Below are 14,287 nucleotides of genomic sequence, written 5' to 3'. Positions count from 1 at the left end.
TGAGGTGGAAGCGTGGTGACACGTGGAGCTGACAGATACTAATAGATCGAGGACTTAACCTATATTCTAATGTGAAGCATGAACATTGTTATCTAGTTTTGAGAGAACATTCTCTCCATCAGGTTTGGTGGCGATAGCGAAGAGGTCACACCCGTTCCCATACCGAACACGGAAGTTAAGCTCTTCAGCGCCGATGGTAGTTGGGGGTTTCCCCCTGTGAGAGTAGGACGCCGCCAAGCTTTTTGTTTATATCCTTCCAATGGAAGAAGTTACTTTATCATTCCGCAGTAGCTCAGTGGTAGAGCTATCGGCTGTTAACCGATCGGTCGTAGGTTCGAGTCCTACCTGCGGAGCCATGCTTCCATAGCTCAGTAGGTAGAGCACTTCCATGGTAAGGAAGAGGTCAGCGGTTCGAGCCCGCTTGGAAGCTTTCCTCTAATAATAATGGTAACTCTTAAGGTTTCTCAATGATGAGAAGGCTTTTTTTGTTTTTTTAAATTAAATTGAACTCGCTCGATTACGAGTAGACTGATGTAAATAGAAAAATGAATGGATCGATATGGATGGAAGATTTTTGTATTAGCTTTCTATATATCCCTTCTTTTTGTTCTTGATTCTTCAGCTGATTTCTTTTATTCTTACTAAAGTGATAAAATCCTCTCTAACAAAAGACTCTGTACGTTCCTCTTTTTCCCCGAAAGTGAAGTGTTGTTTGTTTTTCCTTTCTTTATCTTCAGGTTTCGTTGATCTTCTATTTTTCGATGTACGGTATGTATATAAAAAGGAGTAGATGGTTTGAAAGATTTATTTGTAAAGCAAGAATGGTTTGGATATGTGCGTCAGGATGTATTGGCAGGTATTTTAGTGGCCCTGGCTTTGATTCCTGAGGCCATTGCGTTTTCGATTATTGCGGGCGTTGATCCGAAGATCGGATTGTATGCTTCGTTTTGTATTGCGATTGTGATTTCGTTTGTTGGTGGACGGCCAGGCATGATTTCAGCTGCTACAGGTGCAATGGCCCTGGTCATGGTTAACTTGATTGCAGACCATGGATTGCAGTATTTGTTTGCAGCTACGATTTTCACAGGTCTGATTCAAATTGTGTTTGGGTTGTGCCGTGTTTCTCGATTGATGAAATTTATTCCTAGGTCCGTGATGGTAGGTTTTGTGAATGCATTGGCGATTATGATCTTCATGGCTCAGCTTCCACATTTCGTTGGAGAATCAATGGCTATGTTTATGATGACAGGTGGTGCTTTGCTGATCATTTATGTATTGCCGATGATCACAAAAGTAATCCCTTCTCCACTCATTGCGATTATTGTGATAACGATGATTGCTGTATTTGGGCATATTGATGTCAGAACGGTCGGAGATATGGGAGAGCTTCCTAGTTCTTTGCCTGCTTTTCTTATCCCAAATGTGCCGTTTAGCTGGGAGACACTTGCTATCATTTTTCCTTATTCTTTAGCACTTGCGATGGTTGGTTTACTTGAATCTCTTTTAACAGCACAGATTGTAGATGATATGACGGAGACGTCTAGTCGTAAAAACAAAGAAGCGAGAGGCCAAGGAATCGCCAATGTGGTTGCAGGATTCTTTGGAGGTATGGCTGGGTGTGCGATGATTGGTCAATCTGTGATTAATACAAAGGCTGGCGGAAGAGGCCGGCTTTCTACCTTTGTAGCAGGTGCATTTTTAATGGTGCTGATTTTTGTATTGGGTGATGTGGTGGTTCAAATTCCGATGGCTGCTCTTGTGGCTGTGATGATCATGGTTTCGATTGGTACCTTTGATTGGAGTTCATTCCAGCAGCTAAAAAAGAACCCGAAAACAGATTCTATTGTGATGCTTGTCACGGTCGTGACTGTGGTGTTGACTCATGATTTATCAAAGGGTGTTTTTGCAGGTGTGCTGCTTAGTGCGGTTTTCTTTGTGGCTAAAATATCAAAGCTTCATATTACCTCTACAGAAAGCCAAGCAGGTACTTGGGTTTACCGAATTAAGGGGCAAATTTTCTTTGCTTCAGTCACTGACTTGATTTCAGCATTCCATCAGGGGAAAGATCTTCAATCCGTTGTGATTGATTTGTCTGAAGCGCGTATATGGGATGAATCAGGCGTGGCAGCAATTGAACGTGTGAAGGAAAAATATCGAGCAGCTGGTGTGCAAGTAGACGTAGTTGGAATGGATACATCTAGTCAAAAGCTTGTGAAGCAGGTGATGGGTTCTTAAAAAGATCTTTCTGTTTGTTACAATAGAAAAGGGAAGAAAGTGAAGGATGGAGGTGGCCGGCATGCTTGTGCGTTTGAACCAAGTGCTCGGCCGGATGATGCCGCTCATTACGCCTATTAGTGTGTTAATTGGTGTATTATTGGCGGCCTATTTAAAGGATTTTGCGTTTTTGGTGCCATGGGTATTTGCTGTTATGACCTTTGCAGGGAGTTTGTCTTCTACTTTTTCGGCTTTAAAGCATACGGTGATGCACCCATTGCCTTTGATTTTATCGTTTATGATTTTGCATGTATTGATGCCCCTTTATGCTTGGTCAGCGGGGCATCTGATATTTGCGGGTGATTCCATGACGATCACCGGTTTGACGCTTGCAATGGTGATTCCAACAGGTGTCTCTAGTTTAATATGGGCAGCGATGTATAAAGGGAATGTTGGGTTAACGTTATCCATCATTTTAATTGATACATTGCTTTCGCCATTTATTGTGCCAGCCAGTTTGTCACTTTTGGCCGGTACACAGGTTCATATGGACATGGTGGCGATCATGAAAGGGCTGTTTGGGATGATTGTGCTTCCATCTATTTTAGGGATGCTCGTTCGTCAGTATGCAAAGCCTGCTGTGACGAAAATGATCAGTCAGACACTGTCACCTTTTTCAAAAATAGGCTTGTTTGTAGTGGTGTCGATTAATAGTTCTGTTGTCGCGCCATACTTGCGTGAACTGGATGCCGCATTTTTTAGCAAAGCAGCAACCGTGTTTCTCATTGCGATGAGCGGATATGCATTTGCGTGGTTGATTGGAAAGGCGATGAAATGTACTCAAGGGGAGATTGTGGCCATTGTGTATACGGGTGGCATGCGAAATATTAGTGCGGGAGCTGTGCTTGCCACTAGCTTTTTCCCGCCTGCTGTCGCTGTTCCTGTTGTGATTGGCATGCTGTTTCAGCAAGTGCTTGCTGCCTTGTTTGGTTTTTTACTCAATCGTTTTGAGCTGGAAACACCTGCTATGACTAAATCTTTATCATGAAAAAACCTCCATCTCAAAGTACGGAGGTTTTTTGCGAGTTAATAGATGAGATATTTTTTCCGTTTCTTTTCGAACGTTTTGAGATCATGATGATAGCGTTTCATGATGTGTTTGACTGAAGTGCCTTTATTGATTTCCTCTTTGACCCAACCATTCCCGATCAGTTTATCAAAGCTGCCTGTTTGAAGGAACTGAAAGTCATTAGGATACAAATCATGTATTGATTTGATGATGGATAACCCCGTTTTCACAGCTTCAAATGAAGAGCGGTCTGTGACGTATAGCTGCACACCGTGAGAAAGAGTCCCGGCATGTTTTGAAAAGGTAGGAGTGAATGAAGCTGGTCTAAATTGAACGCCTTTTAGTTTTAGCTTATTTAAATGATCCGATAGCTCGTTGCTATTGATATATGGAGCGCCAATGAGCTCAAATGGCTTTGTCGTTCCTCTGCCTTCAGAGACGTTTGTGCCTTCAATTAATCCTGTGGCTGGATATACAAAGGTACTATCAACTGTCGGCATGTTAGGTGAAGGAAGGACGAACGGCAGCTTCGTGTCATCGAACGTCATGGATCGCTTCCAATTTTTCATTTTGATAACTGTTACATCAGCATTGATATGAAACTCTTTGTTAAACATATTTGCGAGCTCCCCAGTGGTCATTCCATGTCTTAATGGTATTGGATAAAGACCCACAAATGAGGCGTGTTCGGGTTCTAATACAGGCCCTTCTACTTTTAGCCCGCCTATGGGATTTGGACGGTCTAGGACAACAAATGGGATATTGTTTTCCTTAGCGGCTTCCATCGCGTAGGCCATCGTGTAAATATAGGTGTAATATCGAGCGCCAACGTCTTGAATATCAAATAGCAGCACATCTACATTTTTGAGCATATCAGGAGTTGGTTTTCTTGTTTTTCCATAGAGAGAGTAAACAGGCAGGCCTGTTTTTTCATCGGTATAGGATTCGACGCCTTCTCCTGCTTGTGCATCGCCGCGCACGCCGTGTTCAGGTCCATATAGAGCAGTGAGCTTAATATTTGGGTGCTCAAATAGGAGATCGACACTGCTTTTCATGTTTGCATCAATGCCGGTAGGATTCGTAATAAGCCCTACGTTTTTCCCTTTTAGCCAAGAGAGATTACTTGAGAGTAATGTTTCGATACCTGTTTTGACTGCTGCTTTTTTTCCTTTTGTGTCTGTTCGTCCTTGATCTGTTGGGGAGGCGGCGGTCAATGTGCTAATCATGAGAATGCTCGCGAGTATCAAGCTTGCTGTCTTTTTCAAGAGAATCCCTCCTATTTGATCTGTTTCCCTTTCAAGTTGAGCCCATAGCCAAATGGGTAAAGGATTTGATTTGGATGAGTGACAGATGGGATATCGACTGGCAGTTTGCCTTTAGGTGATGCCGCTCCAAATATCACTTCTAGTCCAGCAGGAATATTCGGTTGGTTGAATTGTCCTTTTGCATAGCCTTTAAAACCGTAAACAGCCAGTAAGGCATCGGCTTCTTCGAAATTAGCAGCATCATAAGGGTTTCTAAGACTCATGATGACCATTTTTTTGTTTTGTGATTTTGCTTCTTTCATGACAGCACGAGGGAAGGCGGTTGCCCATTTCTTCGGGTCCTGTACATTGTCATCGATCACACCGTCATTCACAGCTGGGTCATTTTGGACAACGTAAGAGCCGGTAATGACATAGTCAGCATCTTGAATCAATTTGGCTGTTTCTTTCGAGAAGGTCTTATCTGCAAAAGCGTATGATTGGGTACGTACAGGCTTGATCTTTTTTTGTTTGACCAAAGATTCAATCGTGACAGACATTGCTTTTGTTTGATCTTCATAAGGTGCCATGAGCAAGATTCGGTCATTCTTTTTAGGTTGAAAAGGTAAGGTCTTTTCGTTGTTTTTAAGCAGAGTGACTCCTTCACGGGCCATTTTTTGTTCAGCTTTCCGGTGCGACTTTTTACCAACGAGTTGAGTGGCTTTTTTGATTTTTTTCTCAAGGCTTACTGGCTTTTTAGTGGAAATGATGCCGCGCTTGATCTTCAATTGAAGGGTTTTTTCGACAGATTGGTTGATCTGAGACATCGGAATTTCGTTTGATAGAACGGCTCGTTTTAAAGCATTAAACACATTTTCTAGGTTTTTCTCGGTTTTTAAGGACATAACAGGGGCTGGCATGAGGGCAATGTCGACTCCTGCTTTAATGGCCATCACCACGGCTTCTTCCTGTCCGAAGTTATCTGCAATCGCTTTCATATTTAAAGCATCAGTCACAACAACTCCTTGAAAGCCCATCTCTTCTTTTAATAAGTGTGTGATCACTTTTTTCGATAAGGTAGCTGGCACCATGATGTCCTCGCCATCTTTTTTACTTTGATAGGTCGTGTTATCAATGGCAGGAAATTGAACATGAGCGGTCATGACCATATCCGCACCTGCGTTGATTGCTTGTTGAAATGGATACAGCTCAACCTTTTTTAAACGATCTAGGTCATGTTCTACGAGCGGCAAGCCGTAGTGACTATCGACGGCTGTATCACCATGTCCCGGGAAATGCTTTAGTGTGGATATGGTCTTTTCCTTTTGAAGTCCTTTCATGGTTTGAAGGCCAAGTCTAGTGACAAGTGCAGGGTCAGAGCTAAAGGAACGGACACCAATGACGGGGTTGTTTGGGTTATTATTCACATCAAGAACAGGAGAGAAATTTGTATTGATACCTAAGGCGTTTAATTCTTTTCCGATGATTTTTCCTGTGTCGTATGCATTTTTCTTGCTTCTAGAGGCACCAATCGACATATTTCCTGGGAAATGTGTTCCCTTTTGTAGTCTTGTGACGATTCCGCCTTCTTGGTCAATTGAAATGAGTAAAGGAATATTTGGCGATGTTTTTTGAAATTCATGAGTGAGTTTGACGGTTTGTTTCGTATCAACGACATTCTCTGCAAATAAGATGACACCGCCTAGATGATATTTCTCTACAAGATGGGATACTTCTTGATTCATCTTTGTTAAGCCTGTAGGCGCGGATTCATCTTTTGTTTGCCAATTGCGAAAGTCTGGCATGAGCATTTGGCCAATCTTTTCATCCAGTGACATGTCTTCCACCATTTGTTTTGCGGTTGGAAGAGAGGCAGAGCTAATCTTTTCCGTTGGAATGGAAGAGGTTAGCAGGGCCAAAACCAGAGCAGCGGGGAAGAGAGATTTTAACATCGAATTCCTCCTTTTACTTAAAAGATTCGTAGATTGCGGTCATGATGCTTCCATAAGTACCAGTTGGGAAAAGATCACCTTCGAATTGATTAGGGTTGGTTTCAGGTGAAACGACAGGTGAATGTTTCTTATTCGTCAGCAAAGCGATACCTAGATTGTGTTTTGGATCAATCAACGTCATCGTTCCGGTCCAGCCTGTATGTCCATAGGCTTCGTTACTTGCATATTTTCCAAACATCCATTCCATGTCAGTATGGCCGTTTTTCCGCCAGCCTAGCCCGTAAGTTGGGTTCGTGTCTGAGGATGTTGTAAAGAGATCGATAGAAGCTTGGTCAAAGATGGTTGTTTTCCCATAGCCTCCTTTGTTGAGCATCAGCTGGAGCAGCACCGCCATATCTGAGGTGTTAGAGAAAAGCCCAGCATGGCCGGAGACACCAGCCATTGAGTAATATGCTTTCTCATCGTGTACTTCTCCTAGCAGGGTGTATCGTCGAATGTTTTCAAAATCGATCACACCATCTCGCGTATTGCCTAAACGTTCAGTTGCTGCAAAATGCTTCGGCTTGAATCCTTTTTGCAGCGGATTGAACATTGTATGCTTGAGACCTAGCGGCCGATAGATCGTAGACTCTACATATTGATCAAGAGGTATTCCTGTTTTTTTCTCGATGATCATGCCTAAAAGCATGTAATCAATATCACTATAAATATGCTGGGTACCTGGCTCGTATTGTAGAGGCACCTTAGGCAGCCATTTCATGGTTGTTTGTCTATCTTGAGAGAAAAAAGAGCCCGCTGATTCTTTGCTATAAAATAAGACACTGGATGGGAGTCCGGCAGAATGGGTGAGAAGATCCTTTACTCGAAGCTGATCTTTGCCGGTTACCTTTGCATCTGGTTCATCCTGAAAGTCTGGCAGGATGGATTGTATTTTTTCATTCACATCTAGTTTTTGCTCGTATACAAGCTTTTGCAGGGCATAGTTGGTGGCGTACATTTTTGTATTGGATGCCAGGTCGAACAGCGTGTTCTTTTTCATTTTCTTATACGATTTGAGTTCGTTAGACCCTTCGTATTTTTGCCTGTAGCCATAGGCTTTTTGATGGACGATCTTACCATCCTTGATGATGATGAGCGCGGCTCCTGGAAATCCTGCTTTGATATCGTTTTGAATCATTTGATCAACCTTCCTAAGCTGCCTGGAAGAAAAACCTACTTGTTCTGGTCGTTTTGCTTTTTTTAAGACGGGATATTCTTCAGGTGCTGTTTTAGACAAAGACGATACAGGATGGGAGCTAGTTGCAAATGTTTGTACTGGTAGCCCAAGGAGCATGAACAGACATGTCATCAAAAGAAAACATTTCTTCAATAGCTAGACCTCCTTATTGATTGGTTTCCTCGAATTCAACAGCCATATCATCATGAAAGCCAAATAAGTATGTGAAGATAAATCCAGCGACATATGCAATGAATAGTCCAATTAAGTAAAGAAGCATTTGATGCGCGTGAACGATAAAGGTTAATGGAAGACCTGATACCCCAATTGCTTTAGTGGCGATTTGGAAGTAGGCTTGAAATGCTCCGCCGATTCCAGCACCGAGACAAGCAGTGAGAAATGGTCTTCCTAGTGGTAGTGTGACACCGAAAATGAGTGGTTCACCAATACCAAGCATTCCTGAAGGAAGTCCACCTGCAATGGCTCTTTTGAGCTTTTTCTTATTTGTTTTCATATAAATGGCAAATGCAGCACCGACCTGTCCTGCGCCTCCCATAGCGAGAATTGGCAGAAGCGGGTCATCTCCAATTGAATTGATGAGTTCCATATGAATTGGTGTCAGTCCTTGGTGAAGTCCTGTTACTACAAGAGGAAGGAAGGTCGCACCAAGAACAAATCCGGCGAAAATACCGCCCATGTTTAATAGATAAGTGAGTCCTGAGGTGATGGCATCAGATATAAATCCGCCGACTGGCATGAAGACGATGTACGTAAAAATTCCAGTAATGAGTAATGTGATGGTTGGTGTGACGATGATATCGAGTGACTGCGGGACGAAGCGTCTAATTCGGGTCTCAACAAAGGCCATAAAGATGGCGGCAAGAAGAACACCGATGAGTCCGCCTCTGCCTGGTAGAATATTTGTGCCAAATAACATAATATCTGCGGAGGCTGGATTAATAATGAGGATACCAGCTAATGCGCCTAATGCGGGAGAGCCTCCAAATTCCTTTGCGGCATTTGTTCCGACTAATATACCAAGATAAGCGAACAAGCCTGAACCAATAACGGTTAAAATGATTGCAGCTTGAGATTTTTCATCAAGCCAGCCCGCTTGCACGATCGCTTTTGTAATACCAGTAATGAGACCTGACGCAACCAGTGCTGGAATGATAGGGATAAAAATGCTGGCAATCCGTCGTAAGAACAGCTTGAACGGTGTGCGGTTCTTTTGTGAAATGGCTTGCTTGTTTTTTTGTGCTTCGTTGTTCAAGTCATATGAACCAGAGGCTTTTAGCAGCTGTTCAAACGCACTTGATACTTGGTTGACGACGCCAGTGCCTAAAATGATTTGAAGCGTTTCCGCCTCAACGACGCCAATGACGCCATCAAGTTCTTTGATCGCTGTGATTTGAACTTTTTCATCATCGATCGGTGTAATTCGGAGACGTGTCATACAATGTGTATGAGAAGAGATATTTTCAGAACCACCACAGAGCTTAAGAATATCTTTCGCTAACTGCTGATATTTCTTTTGATGACTCATGTTGAATCCCCCTTTGGTTTTCGTTTCATGGAGCGGATGGCATGCCTAGTCTTGTCAATATATTGCGCTGTCTCTTCATATTGACGGGAAGCTAAACTGAGGAACAAGACATCAATTAAGTAGAGCTGTGCCATTCTAGAGGAAGTGGCAGCACTGCGGAAAGGTGCTTCATTGGAACCGGACGTCGATAGGTGAACGTCACATAAAGCAGAAACGCTTGTATGACCTGGATGCGTTAAGGCAATGGTTTTCACTTGATTTTCTTTTGCGAGCTGAAGGGCTTGAATGATGTCTAACGTTTCTCCAGAAAAGGATATACCAAAAACAATGTCGTTCTTTCCTGCATTTGCGATGACGGTGGATGCGATATGCATGTCAGTAAAGGCTGTGGCCGCATAATTGATTCTGAGAAATTTCTGCTGTGCATCAGCTGCGACGATGCCAGATGCACCAACACCGATAAAGTGGATTTGGTTTGCATGTAGCAGCAATTGAACGGCCTTTTCTAAAGCATCTGCATTTAAAATAGAGGCAGTATCCTTAATCGATTGAATCGAGTTTCCTGCTGTTTTTTGAATAATGGAGTGAAGTGGTTCATCTTGTTCGATATCTCGGTAGCCCTGTTTATCGGTATGCATTAAGTCTCCAGCAATCCGCATTTTCAAATCGTGATAGCCATCTAGTCCGAGAGATTTACAAAGGCGAATCACTGCAGAGCTGCTTGCACCGGCAGCCTGACTGATTTCATGCACTGTGCTTTTAATGACTTTGTCAGGATGGGCAAGGATATAGTCTGCAATGATTTTTTCGGATTGGGGGAGCTTTGCTTTCATTGTGTGTAATAGGGTGAGTCCACCTGCTGACATGAGCACTGCCTCCTTTAGGATTGATGACGTAAGATGGCTTTGTCGATATGGCCATTCGTTTTGTTGAGTAAGTCCTGTGCTGTCTTCTTGTCTGTGTTTGTTTGGAGCATGACGATGGCGGTTTTGACTTCTAAATCTGCCGCTTCAAGTGTTTTCACGGCTTGTTCGTAGGAAGCGTTTGTCACATGTTGAATGATGGTGATGGCGCGTTCTTTTAGTTTATGATTGCTTACTTTTACATCAACCATCAGGTTTTCATATACTTTGCCTTGTCTGATCATGACAGAGGTGGAAAGCATATTTAAAATCATTTTATGAGCGGATGCGGCTTTCATTCGTGTTGACCCAGTGATGGCTTCAGGTCCAACGACGACTTCAATGGCGCAGTCTGCCAGCTCGCTAATTTCTGCTTGTTCATTGCAGCTGAGGGCTACTGTTTTTGCTCCAATGGATCTTGCGTAGTTTAAAGCACCGATGATATAGGGCGTCCTACCGCTAGCGGCAATGCCGACGACAGTATCTTTTGACGTGAGGTGGATGTGTACTAAATCCTGTTTGCCGGCTTCTTCACTGTCTTCCACATCTTCGGCAGCATGTGAAAACGCGGAGTCTCCACCTGCCATGATGCCTACAATGACATCAGGTGAGACGCTATAGGTTGGTGGACATTCAACAGCGTCCATCACGCCAATTCTGCCGCTTGTTCCAGCGCCTAAATAAATGAGTCTGCCTCCATTCGAGATGGATTCATAGGCAAAGTCACTTGCTGTTTTCACATGTGGAAGTACACGATTGACCGCTTGAGCGACTTTCATATCTTCTTGATTGATCATTTGGAGCATTGCGAGCGGATCTGCTTGTGAAATTCCCATTGTGTTGGGGTTTCTTGATTCTGTTGTCAAAGAACGCAGTTGAGATGGCTGCATGTGACATACCTCCTTATTTCTTCATTTTCAGTATATTGAGTATGATATGAAGTTTCAATATTATATTTAAATACTGAAATTATATTTTAATCAAAATGTCGTGCTGAAAGGTGGTTAATTGTTAGAAAATAAAAAAAATAAAATTCCCCTTTACAAAAGGGGGACAACCTGTATATAATAACTTTTGTCAGCTTCACGGAAACAGTAAACTTGACAAACTGGCCCGTTGGTCAAGCGGTTAAGACACCGCCCTTTCACGGCGGTAACACGGGTTCGAATCCCGTACGGGTCACCATGATGTGGAGGATTAGCTCAGCTGGGAGAGCATCTGCCTTACAAGCAGAGGGTCGGCGGTTCGAGCCCGTCATCCTCCACCATATGCCGGTGTAGCTCAACTGGTAGAGCAACTGACTTGTAATCAGTAGGTTGGGGGTTCAAGTCCTCTTGCCGGCACTGTTTTTTCTTTATCAATTCCATATGTGGAGGGGTAGCGAAGTGGCTAAACGCGGCGGACTGTAAATCCGCTCCCTCCGGGTTCGGCGGTTCGAATCCGCCCCCCTCCACCATTTTTGGGCTATAGCCAAGCGGTAAGGCAACGGACTTTGACTCCGTCATGCGTTGGTTCGAATCCAGCTAGCCCAGTTAAGACACCTTTTTCAAAAAGGTGTCTTTTTTTATGTTAGCAGAGGGAATGTATAACTATTCAAAATGTTGTCAAGTTGAGTCAGGAGGCATCGAGAAAGTAAAATATAAGCATGAACAGAAAGGGGATGTACATATGGGAGATCAAAAGAAGGTCACGATTGTCGGGGTTCCGATGGACTTGGGTCAAACGAGAAGGGGCGTCGATATGGGACCGAGTGCGATTCGATGTGCTGGCGTAAAAGAAAAATTGGAATCGCTCTCATTTGATGTGGAGGATCTCGGGGATATTCCAGTCGAGCAAAGAGACGATGAGAAAGGTTTATATACAAGTGAAAAATTAAAAAATCTAACGGAGAATGCTGGTGCCAATCAGCTGCTTGCTGAAAAGGTTGACAGTATTGTGCAGTCAGGTTCGTTTCCACTGATTTTAGGCGGTGATCACAGCATTGCGATTGGCACACTTGCCGGTGTAGCTAAGCATTATGAAAACTTGGGTGTCATTTGGTATGATGCGCACGGTGATTTAAATACGGAGGAAACTTCTCCTTCTGGAAATATTCATGGCATGCCGCTTGCTGTCAGTCTTGGCCTTGGGCATGCTGATTTAACGAACATTGGTGGTTATTCTCCTAAATTGAAACCTGAAAATGTCGTATTAATTGGTGCTCGTTCCTTAGATGAAGGAGAGCGGCAGTTGATTAGAGAAAAAGGTATGAAGGTGTATACGATGCATGAAATTGATCGTTTAGGGATGACAAGGGTGATGGAGGAAGCTATTGCGTATTTAAAGGAAAGAACAGATGGTGTCCACCTATCGCTTGATTTAGATGGGCTAGATCCAGCGGAATGCCCTGGTGTAGGAACTCCTGTGGCAGGCGGCATTAGTTATCGTGAGAGTCACCTTGCAATGGAGCTTTTAGAGGAAGCAGGTATTTTAACTTCAGCCGAATTTGTGGAGGTAAATCCAGTATTAGATGAGAAAAATAAAACAGCAGAAGCGGCAGTTGCTTTAATTGGTTCTTTAATGGGTGAAAAGTTATTGTAGAGCGGGACTTGTTCCTGTTTTTTTTATTTTGGGGAAATTTAAGGATATATTAAGGTTTTTACCGGCTGATAAGCGTAACACGCTGTCAAAAATTTGTTACACTATTTTTTAGAGGAGAATGAAACCTTTTGGAAAGAGGTTCGTATACAATAAAGACCGGTGAAGGCAGAGGTTGAATATACTATGGACACAATGATTAAAAAGAGAATTAAGCAAGTGAAAAAAGGCGACCAAAACGCATTTACAGACATCGTAGACCTGTATAAAGACAAAATTTATCAGTTGTGCTACCGTATGCTTGGGAATGCACACGAAGCGGAGGATATTGCGCAGGAGGCGTTTATTCGTGCCTATGTGAATATTGAGAGCTTTGATGTGAATCGTAAGTTTTCCACGTGGCTGTACCGCATTGCAACCAACCTGACCATCGACCGTATTCGCAAAAAAAAGCCGGATTATTATTTAGATGCAGAGGTGGCAGGAACAGAAGGACTGAATATGTATTCTCAAATTGCTGCTGATGGCATTTTGCCAGAGGATGAGGTGGTATCTCTTGAGTTATCGAGTACCATTCAGCAAAAAATTCTAAGATTACCCGATAAATATCGTTCGGTCATCGTATTAAAGTATATTGATGAACTCTCGTTAAAAGAAATTAGTGAGATTCTGAATATACCAGTTGGTACGGTGAAAACGAGAATACACAGGGGTAGAGAGGCTCTCCGGAAACAGTTGAGAGACCTTTGAGTGAGGTGATTTTGATGAGCTGTCAGGATAGAGTCGTCCAGCTTATGCATCAGTATTTAGACCGGGATATCATGCCCGAAGACGAAAAAGAATTAAAGAGCCATCTGCAATCGTGTGAGGAGTGCCGTACTCATTTTCAACAAATTGAGAAATCCATTGCGCTAGTGCAGAGTACATCTCATATAGAAGCACCATCTGATATCACTGCAAAGGTGATGGCAGGTCTTCCAAAGGAGAAAAAGCGTGTGTCGGTTCAAAGATGGATCAAAGCTCACCCGCTGATCGTAGCCGCTGCCCTCTTTCTCATTTTGATGGGAGGCAGTCTGTTTACAAGCTGGAATACCGATCATAATTTCAGTGTGTCAAAGCAGCCGAATCTCGTGGTTGAAAATGATACAGTGACCGTGCCTAAAGGGGAAACCGTCAAAGGTGATGTCACTGTCAAAAATGGCAAGCTGATTGTAGAAGGCAAGGTTGATGGAAATGTCACAGTCGTCAATGGGGAACAGCTGACTGCTTCTGCCGGACAAGTCACTGGTCAAATCAATGAAATTAATGAAGTGTTTGATTGGATCTGGTACAAAATGAAATCCACAGCACAAAACGTGATGCGGGTCATTGGGCCAGAGGAGCAAAAGTAAATCAAACAGCATGGAGCAGTCTCTTAGGGGCTGCTCTTTTTCTATATCATTGCTCAGATTCACGCATACTAGAAAGCCAGCCATATATGGCAACTATTTTCCTTGCTGAAATAAAATGTGGTATAATAGCCTCGCTATGTATTTACACATAGGCTTTTTTTATAAAAAAATGCATC

The 14,287-nt window shown here is 43.1% G+C and carries 11 protein-coding genes, 7 tRNA genes and 1 rRNA gene; 13 read left to right on the top strand and 6 right to left on the bottom strand.

The window, feature by feature from the left end:
* The first annotated feature begins 123 nt into the window (after window positions 1–123).
* The 5 genes from rrf to ACSLGF_RS11970 all read left to right on the top strand — a co-directional run bounded on the left by rrf (window position 124) and on the right by ACSLGF_RS11970 (window position 3,262).
* A 5S ribosomal RNA gene (gene rrf, locus ACSLGF_RS11990) occupies window positions 124–239 on the top strand.
* Window positions 240–281: 42 nt separating this feature from the next.
* Window positions 282–356 (top strand) — tRNA-Asn (locus ACSLGF_RS11985).
* Window position 357: 1 nt separating this feature from the next.
* A tRNA-Thr gene (locus ACSLGF_RS11980) sits at window positions 358–430 on the top strand.
* Window positions 431–795: 365 nt separating this feature from the next.
* Window positions 796–2,235, top strand: a complete 1,440-nt coding sequence (locus ACSLGF_RS11975; protein ID WP_456005675.1) for a SulP family inorganic anion transporter — start codon at window positions 796–798, stop codon at window positions 2,233–2,235.
* Window positions 2,236–2,296: 61 nt separating this feature from the next.
* Window positions 2,297–3,262, top strand: coding sequence for a bile acid:sodium symporter family protein (locus ACSLGF_RS11970; RefSeq protein WP_456005672.1), 966 nt, complete (start codon window positions 2,297–2,299; stop codon window positions 3,260–3,262).
* A gap of 38 nt (window positions 3,263–3,300) precedes the next feature.
* On the opposite strand, the gene ACSLGF_RS11965 is transcribed toward ACSLGF_RS11970, so the two are convergent.
* Genes ACSLGF_RS11965 through murQ form a run of 6 tightly spaced genes read right to left on the bottom strand, consistent with a single transcriptional unit; the run spans window position 3,301 to window position 11,033 of the window.
* On the bottom strand, window positions 3,301–4,509 hold the full coding sequence (locus tag ACSLGF_RS11965; protein WP_456005686.1) for an exo-beta-N-acetylmuramidase NamZ family protein: 1,209 nt from the start codon (window positions 4,507–4,509) through the stop codon (window positions 3,301–3,303).
* 50 nt (window positions 4,510–4,559) lie between these two features.
* Entirely contained in the window at window positions 4,560–6,479 is a 1,920-nt protein-coding gene (locus ACSLGF_RS11960) for a glycoside hydrolase family 3 protein (protein ID WP_456005669.1), read from the bottom strand.
* 13 nt (window positions 6,480–6,492) lie between these two features.
* On the bottom strand, window positions 6,493–7,848 hold the full coding sequence (gene pbp4b, locus ACSLGF_RS11955; RefSeq protein WP_456005666.1) for a penicillin binding protein PBP4B: 1,356 nt from the start codon (window positions 7,846–7,848) through the stop codon (window positions 6,493–6,495).
* 13 nt (window positions 7,849–7,861) lie between these two features.
* On the bottom strand, window positions 7,862–9,241 hold the full coding sequence (locus ACSLGF_RS11950) for a PTS transporter subunit EIIC (RefSeq protein WP_456005663.1): 1,380 nt from the start codon (window positions 9,239–9,241) through the stop codon (window positions 7,862–7,864).
* On the bottom strand, window positions 9,238–10,107 hold the full coding sequence (locus ACSLGF_RS11945) for a MurR/RpiR family transcriptional regulator (RefSeq protein WP_456005660.1): 870 nt from the start codon (window positions 10,105–10,107) through the stop codon (window positions 9,238–9,240). The genes ACSLGF_RS11950 and ACSLGF_RS11945 overlap by 4 nt, the downstream gene beginning before the upstream one ends.
* Before the next feature lie 14 nt (window positions 10,108–10,121).
* Complete coding sequence (gene murQ / locus ACSLGF_RS11940) at window positions 10,122–11,033, bottom strand: N-acetylmuramic acid 6-phosphate etherase (protein WP_456005657.1); 912 nt, start codon at window positions 11,031–11,033, stop codon at window positions 10,122–10,124.
* A 220-nt stretch (window positions 11,034–11,253) separates the two neighbouring features.
* Between murQ and ACSLGF_RS11935 the strand changes: the two genes are divergently transcribed.
* The 8 genes from ACSLGF_RS11935 (at window position 11,254) to rsiW (ending at window position 14,111) form a co-directional block, all read left to right on the top strand.
* A tRNA-Glu gene (locus ACSLGF_RS11935) sits at window positions 11,254–11,328 on the top strand.
* A 6-nt stretch (window positions 11,329–11,334) separates the two neighbouring features.
* Window positions 11,335–11,410, top strand: a tRNA-Val gene (locus tag ACSLGF_RS11930).
* Window positions 11,411–11,413: 3 nt separating this feature from the next.
* Window positions 11,414–11,486, top strand: a tRNA-Thr gene (locus ACSLGF_RS11925).
* Window positions 11,487–11,514: 28 nt separating this feature from the next.
* Window positions 11,515–11,599 (top strand) — tRNA-Tyr (locus tag ACSLGF_RS11920).
* A 4-nt stretch (window positions 11,600–11,603) separates the two neighbouring features.
* A tRNA-Gln gene (locus ACSLGF_RS11915) sits at window positions 11,604–11,675 on the top strand.
* 136 nt (window positions 11,676–11,811) lie between these two features.
* Window positions 11,812–12,723, top strand: coding sequence for an arginase (rocF, locus tag ACSLGF_RS11910; protein WP_456005656.1), 912 nt, complete (start codon window positions 11,812–11,814; stop codon window positions 12,721–12,723).
* A 183-nt stretch (window positions 12,724–12,906) separates the two neighbouring features.
* A complete protein-coding gene (gene sigW / locus ACSLGF_RS11905) occupies window positions 12,907–13,470 on the top strand; it encodes an RNA polymerase sigma factor SigW (protein ID WP_034324045.1) in 564 nt (187 codons plus the stop codon).
* A 14-nt stretch (window positions 13,471–13,484) separates the two neighbouring features.
* Window positions 13,485–14,111: an anti-sigma-W factor RsiW gene (rsiW, locus tag ACSLGF_RS11900; protein ID WP_456005653.1), complete on the top strand. Its 627-nt coding sequence runs from the start codon at window positions 13,485–13,487 to the stop codon at window positions 14,109–14,111.
* The last annotated feature ends 176 nt before the right edge of the window (window positions 14,112–14,287 follow it).

The organism is Bacillus sp. A015 (assembly GCF_053851875.1).
Note: the sequence above shows the minus strand (reverse complement) of the source record. Positions and strands in the feature narration are given on the sequence as shown.

Coding starts and splice junctions, on each gene's coding strand:
- murQ (WP_456005657.1), bottom strand. CDS start 11,033: ATGCAGCCATCTCAACTGCGTTCTTTGACAACAGAATCAAGAAACCCC.
- rsiW (WP_456005653.1), top strand. CDS start 13,485: ATGAGCTGTCAGGATAGAGTCGTCCAGCTTATGCATCAGTATTTAGAC.
- ACSLGF_RS11960 (WP_456005669.1), bottom strand. CDS start 6,479: ATGTTAAAATCTCTCTTCCCCGCTGCTCTGGTTTTGGCCCTGCTAACC.
- ACSLGF_RS11965 (WP_456005686.1), bottom strand. CDS start 4,509: ATGATTAGCACATTGACCGCCGCCTCCCCAACAGATCAAGGACGAACA.
- rocF (WP_456005656.1), top strand. CDS start 11,812: ATGGGAGATCAAAAGAAGGTCACGATTGTCGGGGTTCCGATGGACTTG.
- sigW (WP_034324045.1), top strand. CDS start 12,907: ATGGACACAATGATTAAAAAGAGAATTAAGCAAGTGAAAAAAGGCGAC.
- ACSLGF_RS11945 (WP_456005660.1), bottom strand. CDS start 10,107: ATGTCAGCAGGTGGACTCACCCTATTACACACAATGAAAGCAAAGCTC.
- ACSLGF_RS11950 (WP_456005663.1), bottom strand. CDS start 9,241: ATGAGTCATCAAAAGAAATATCAGCAGTTAGCGAAAGATATTCTTAAG.
- ACSLGF_RS11970 (WP_456005672.1), top strand. CDS start 2,297: ATGCTTGTGCGTTTGAACCAAGTGCTCGGCCGGATGATGCCGCTCATT.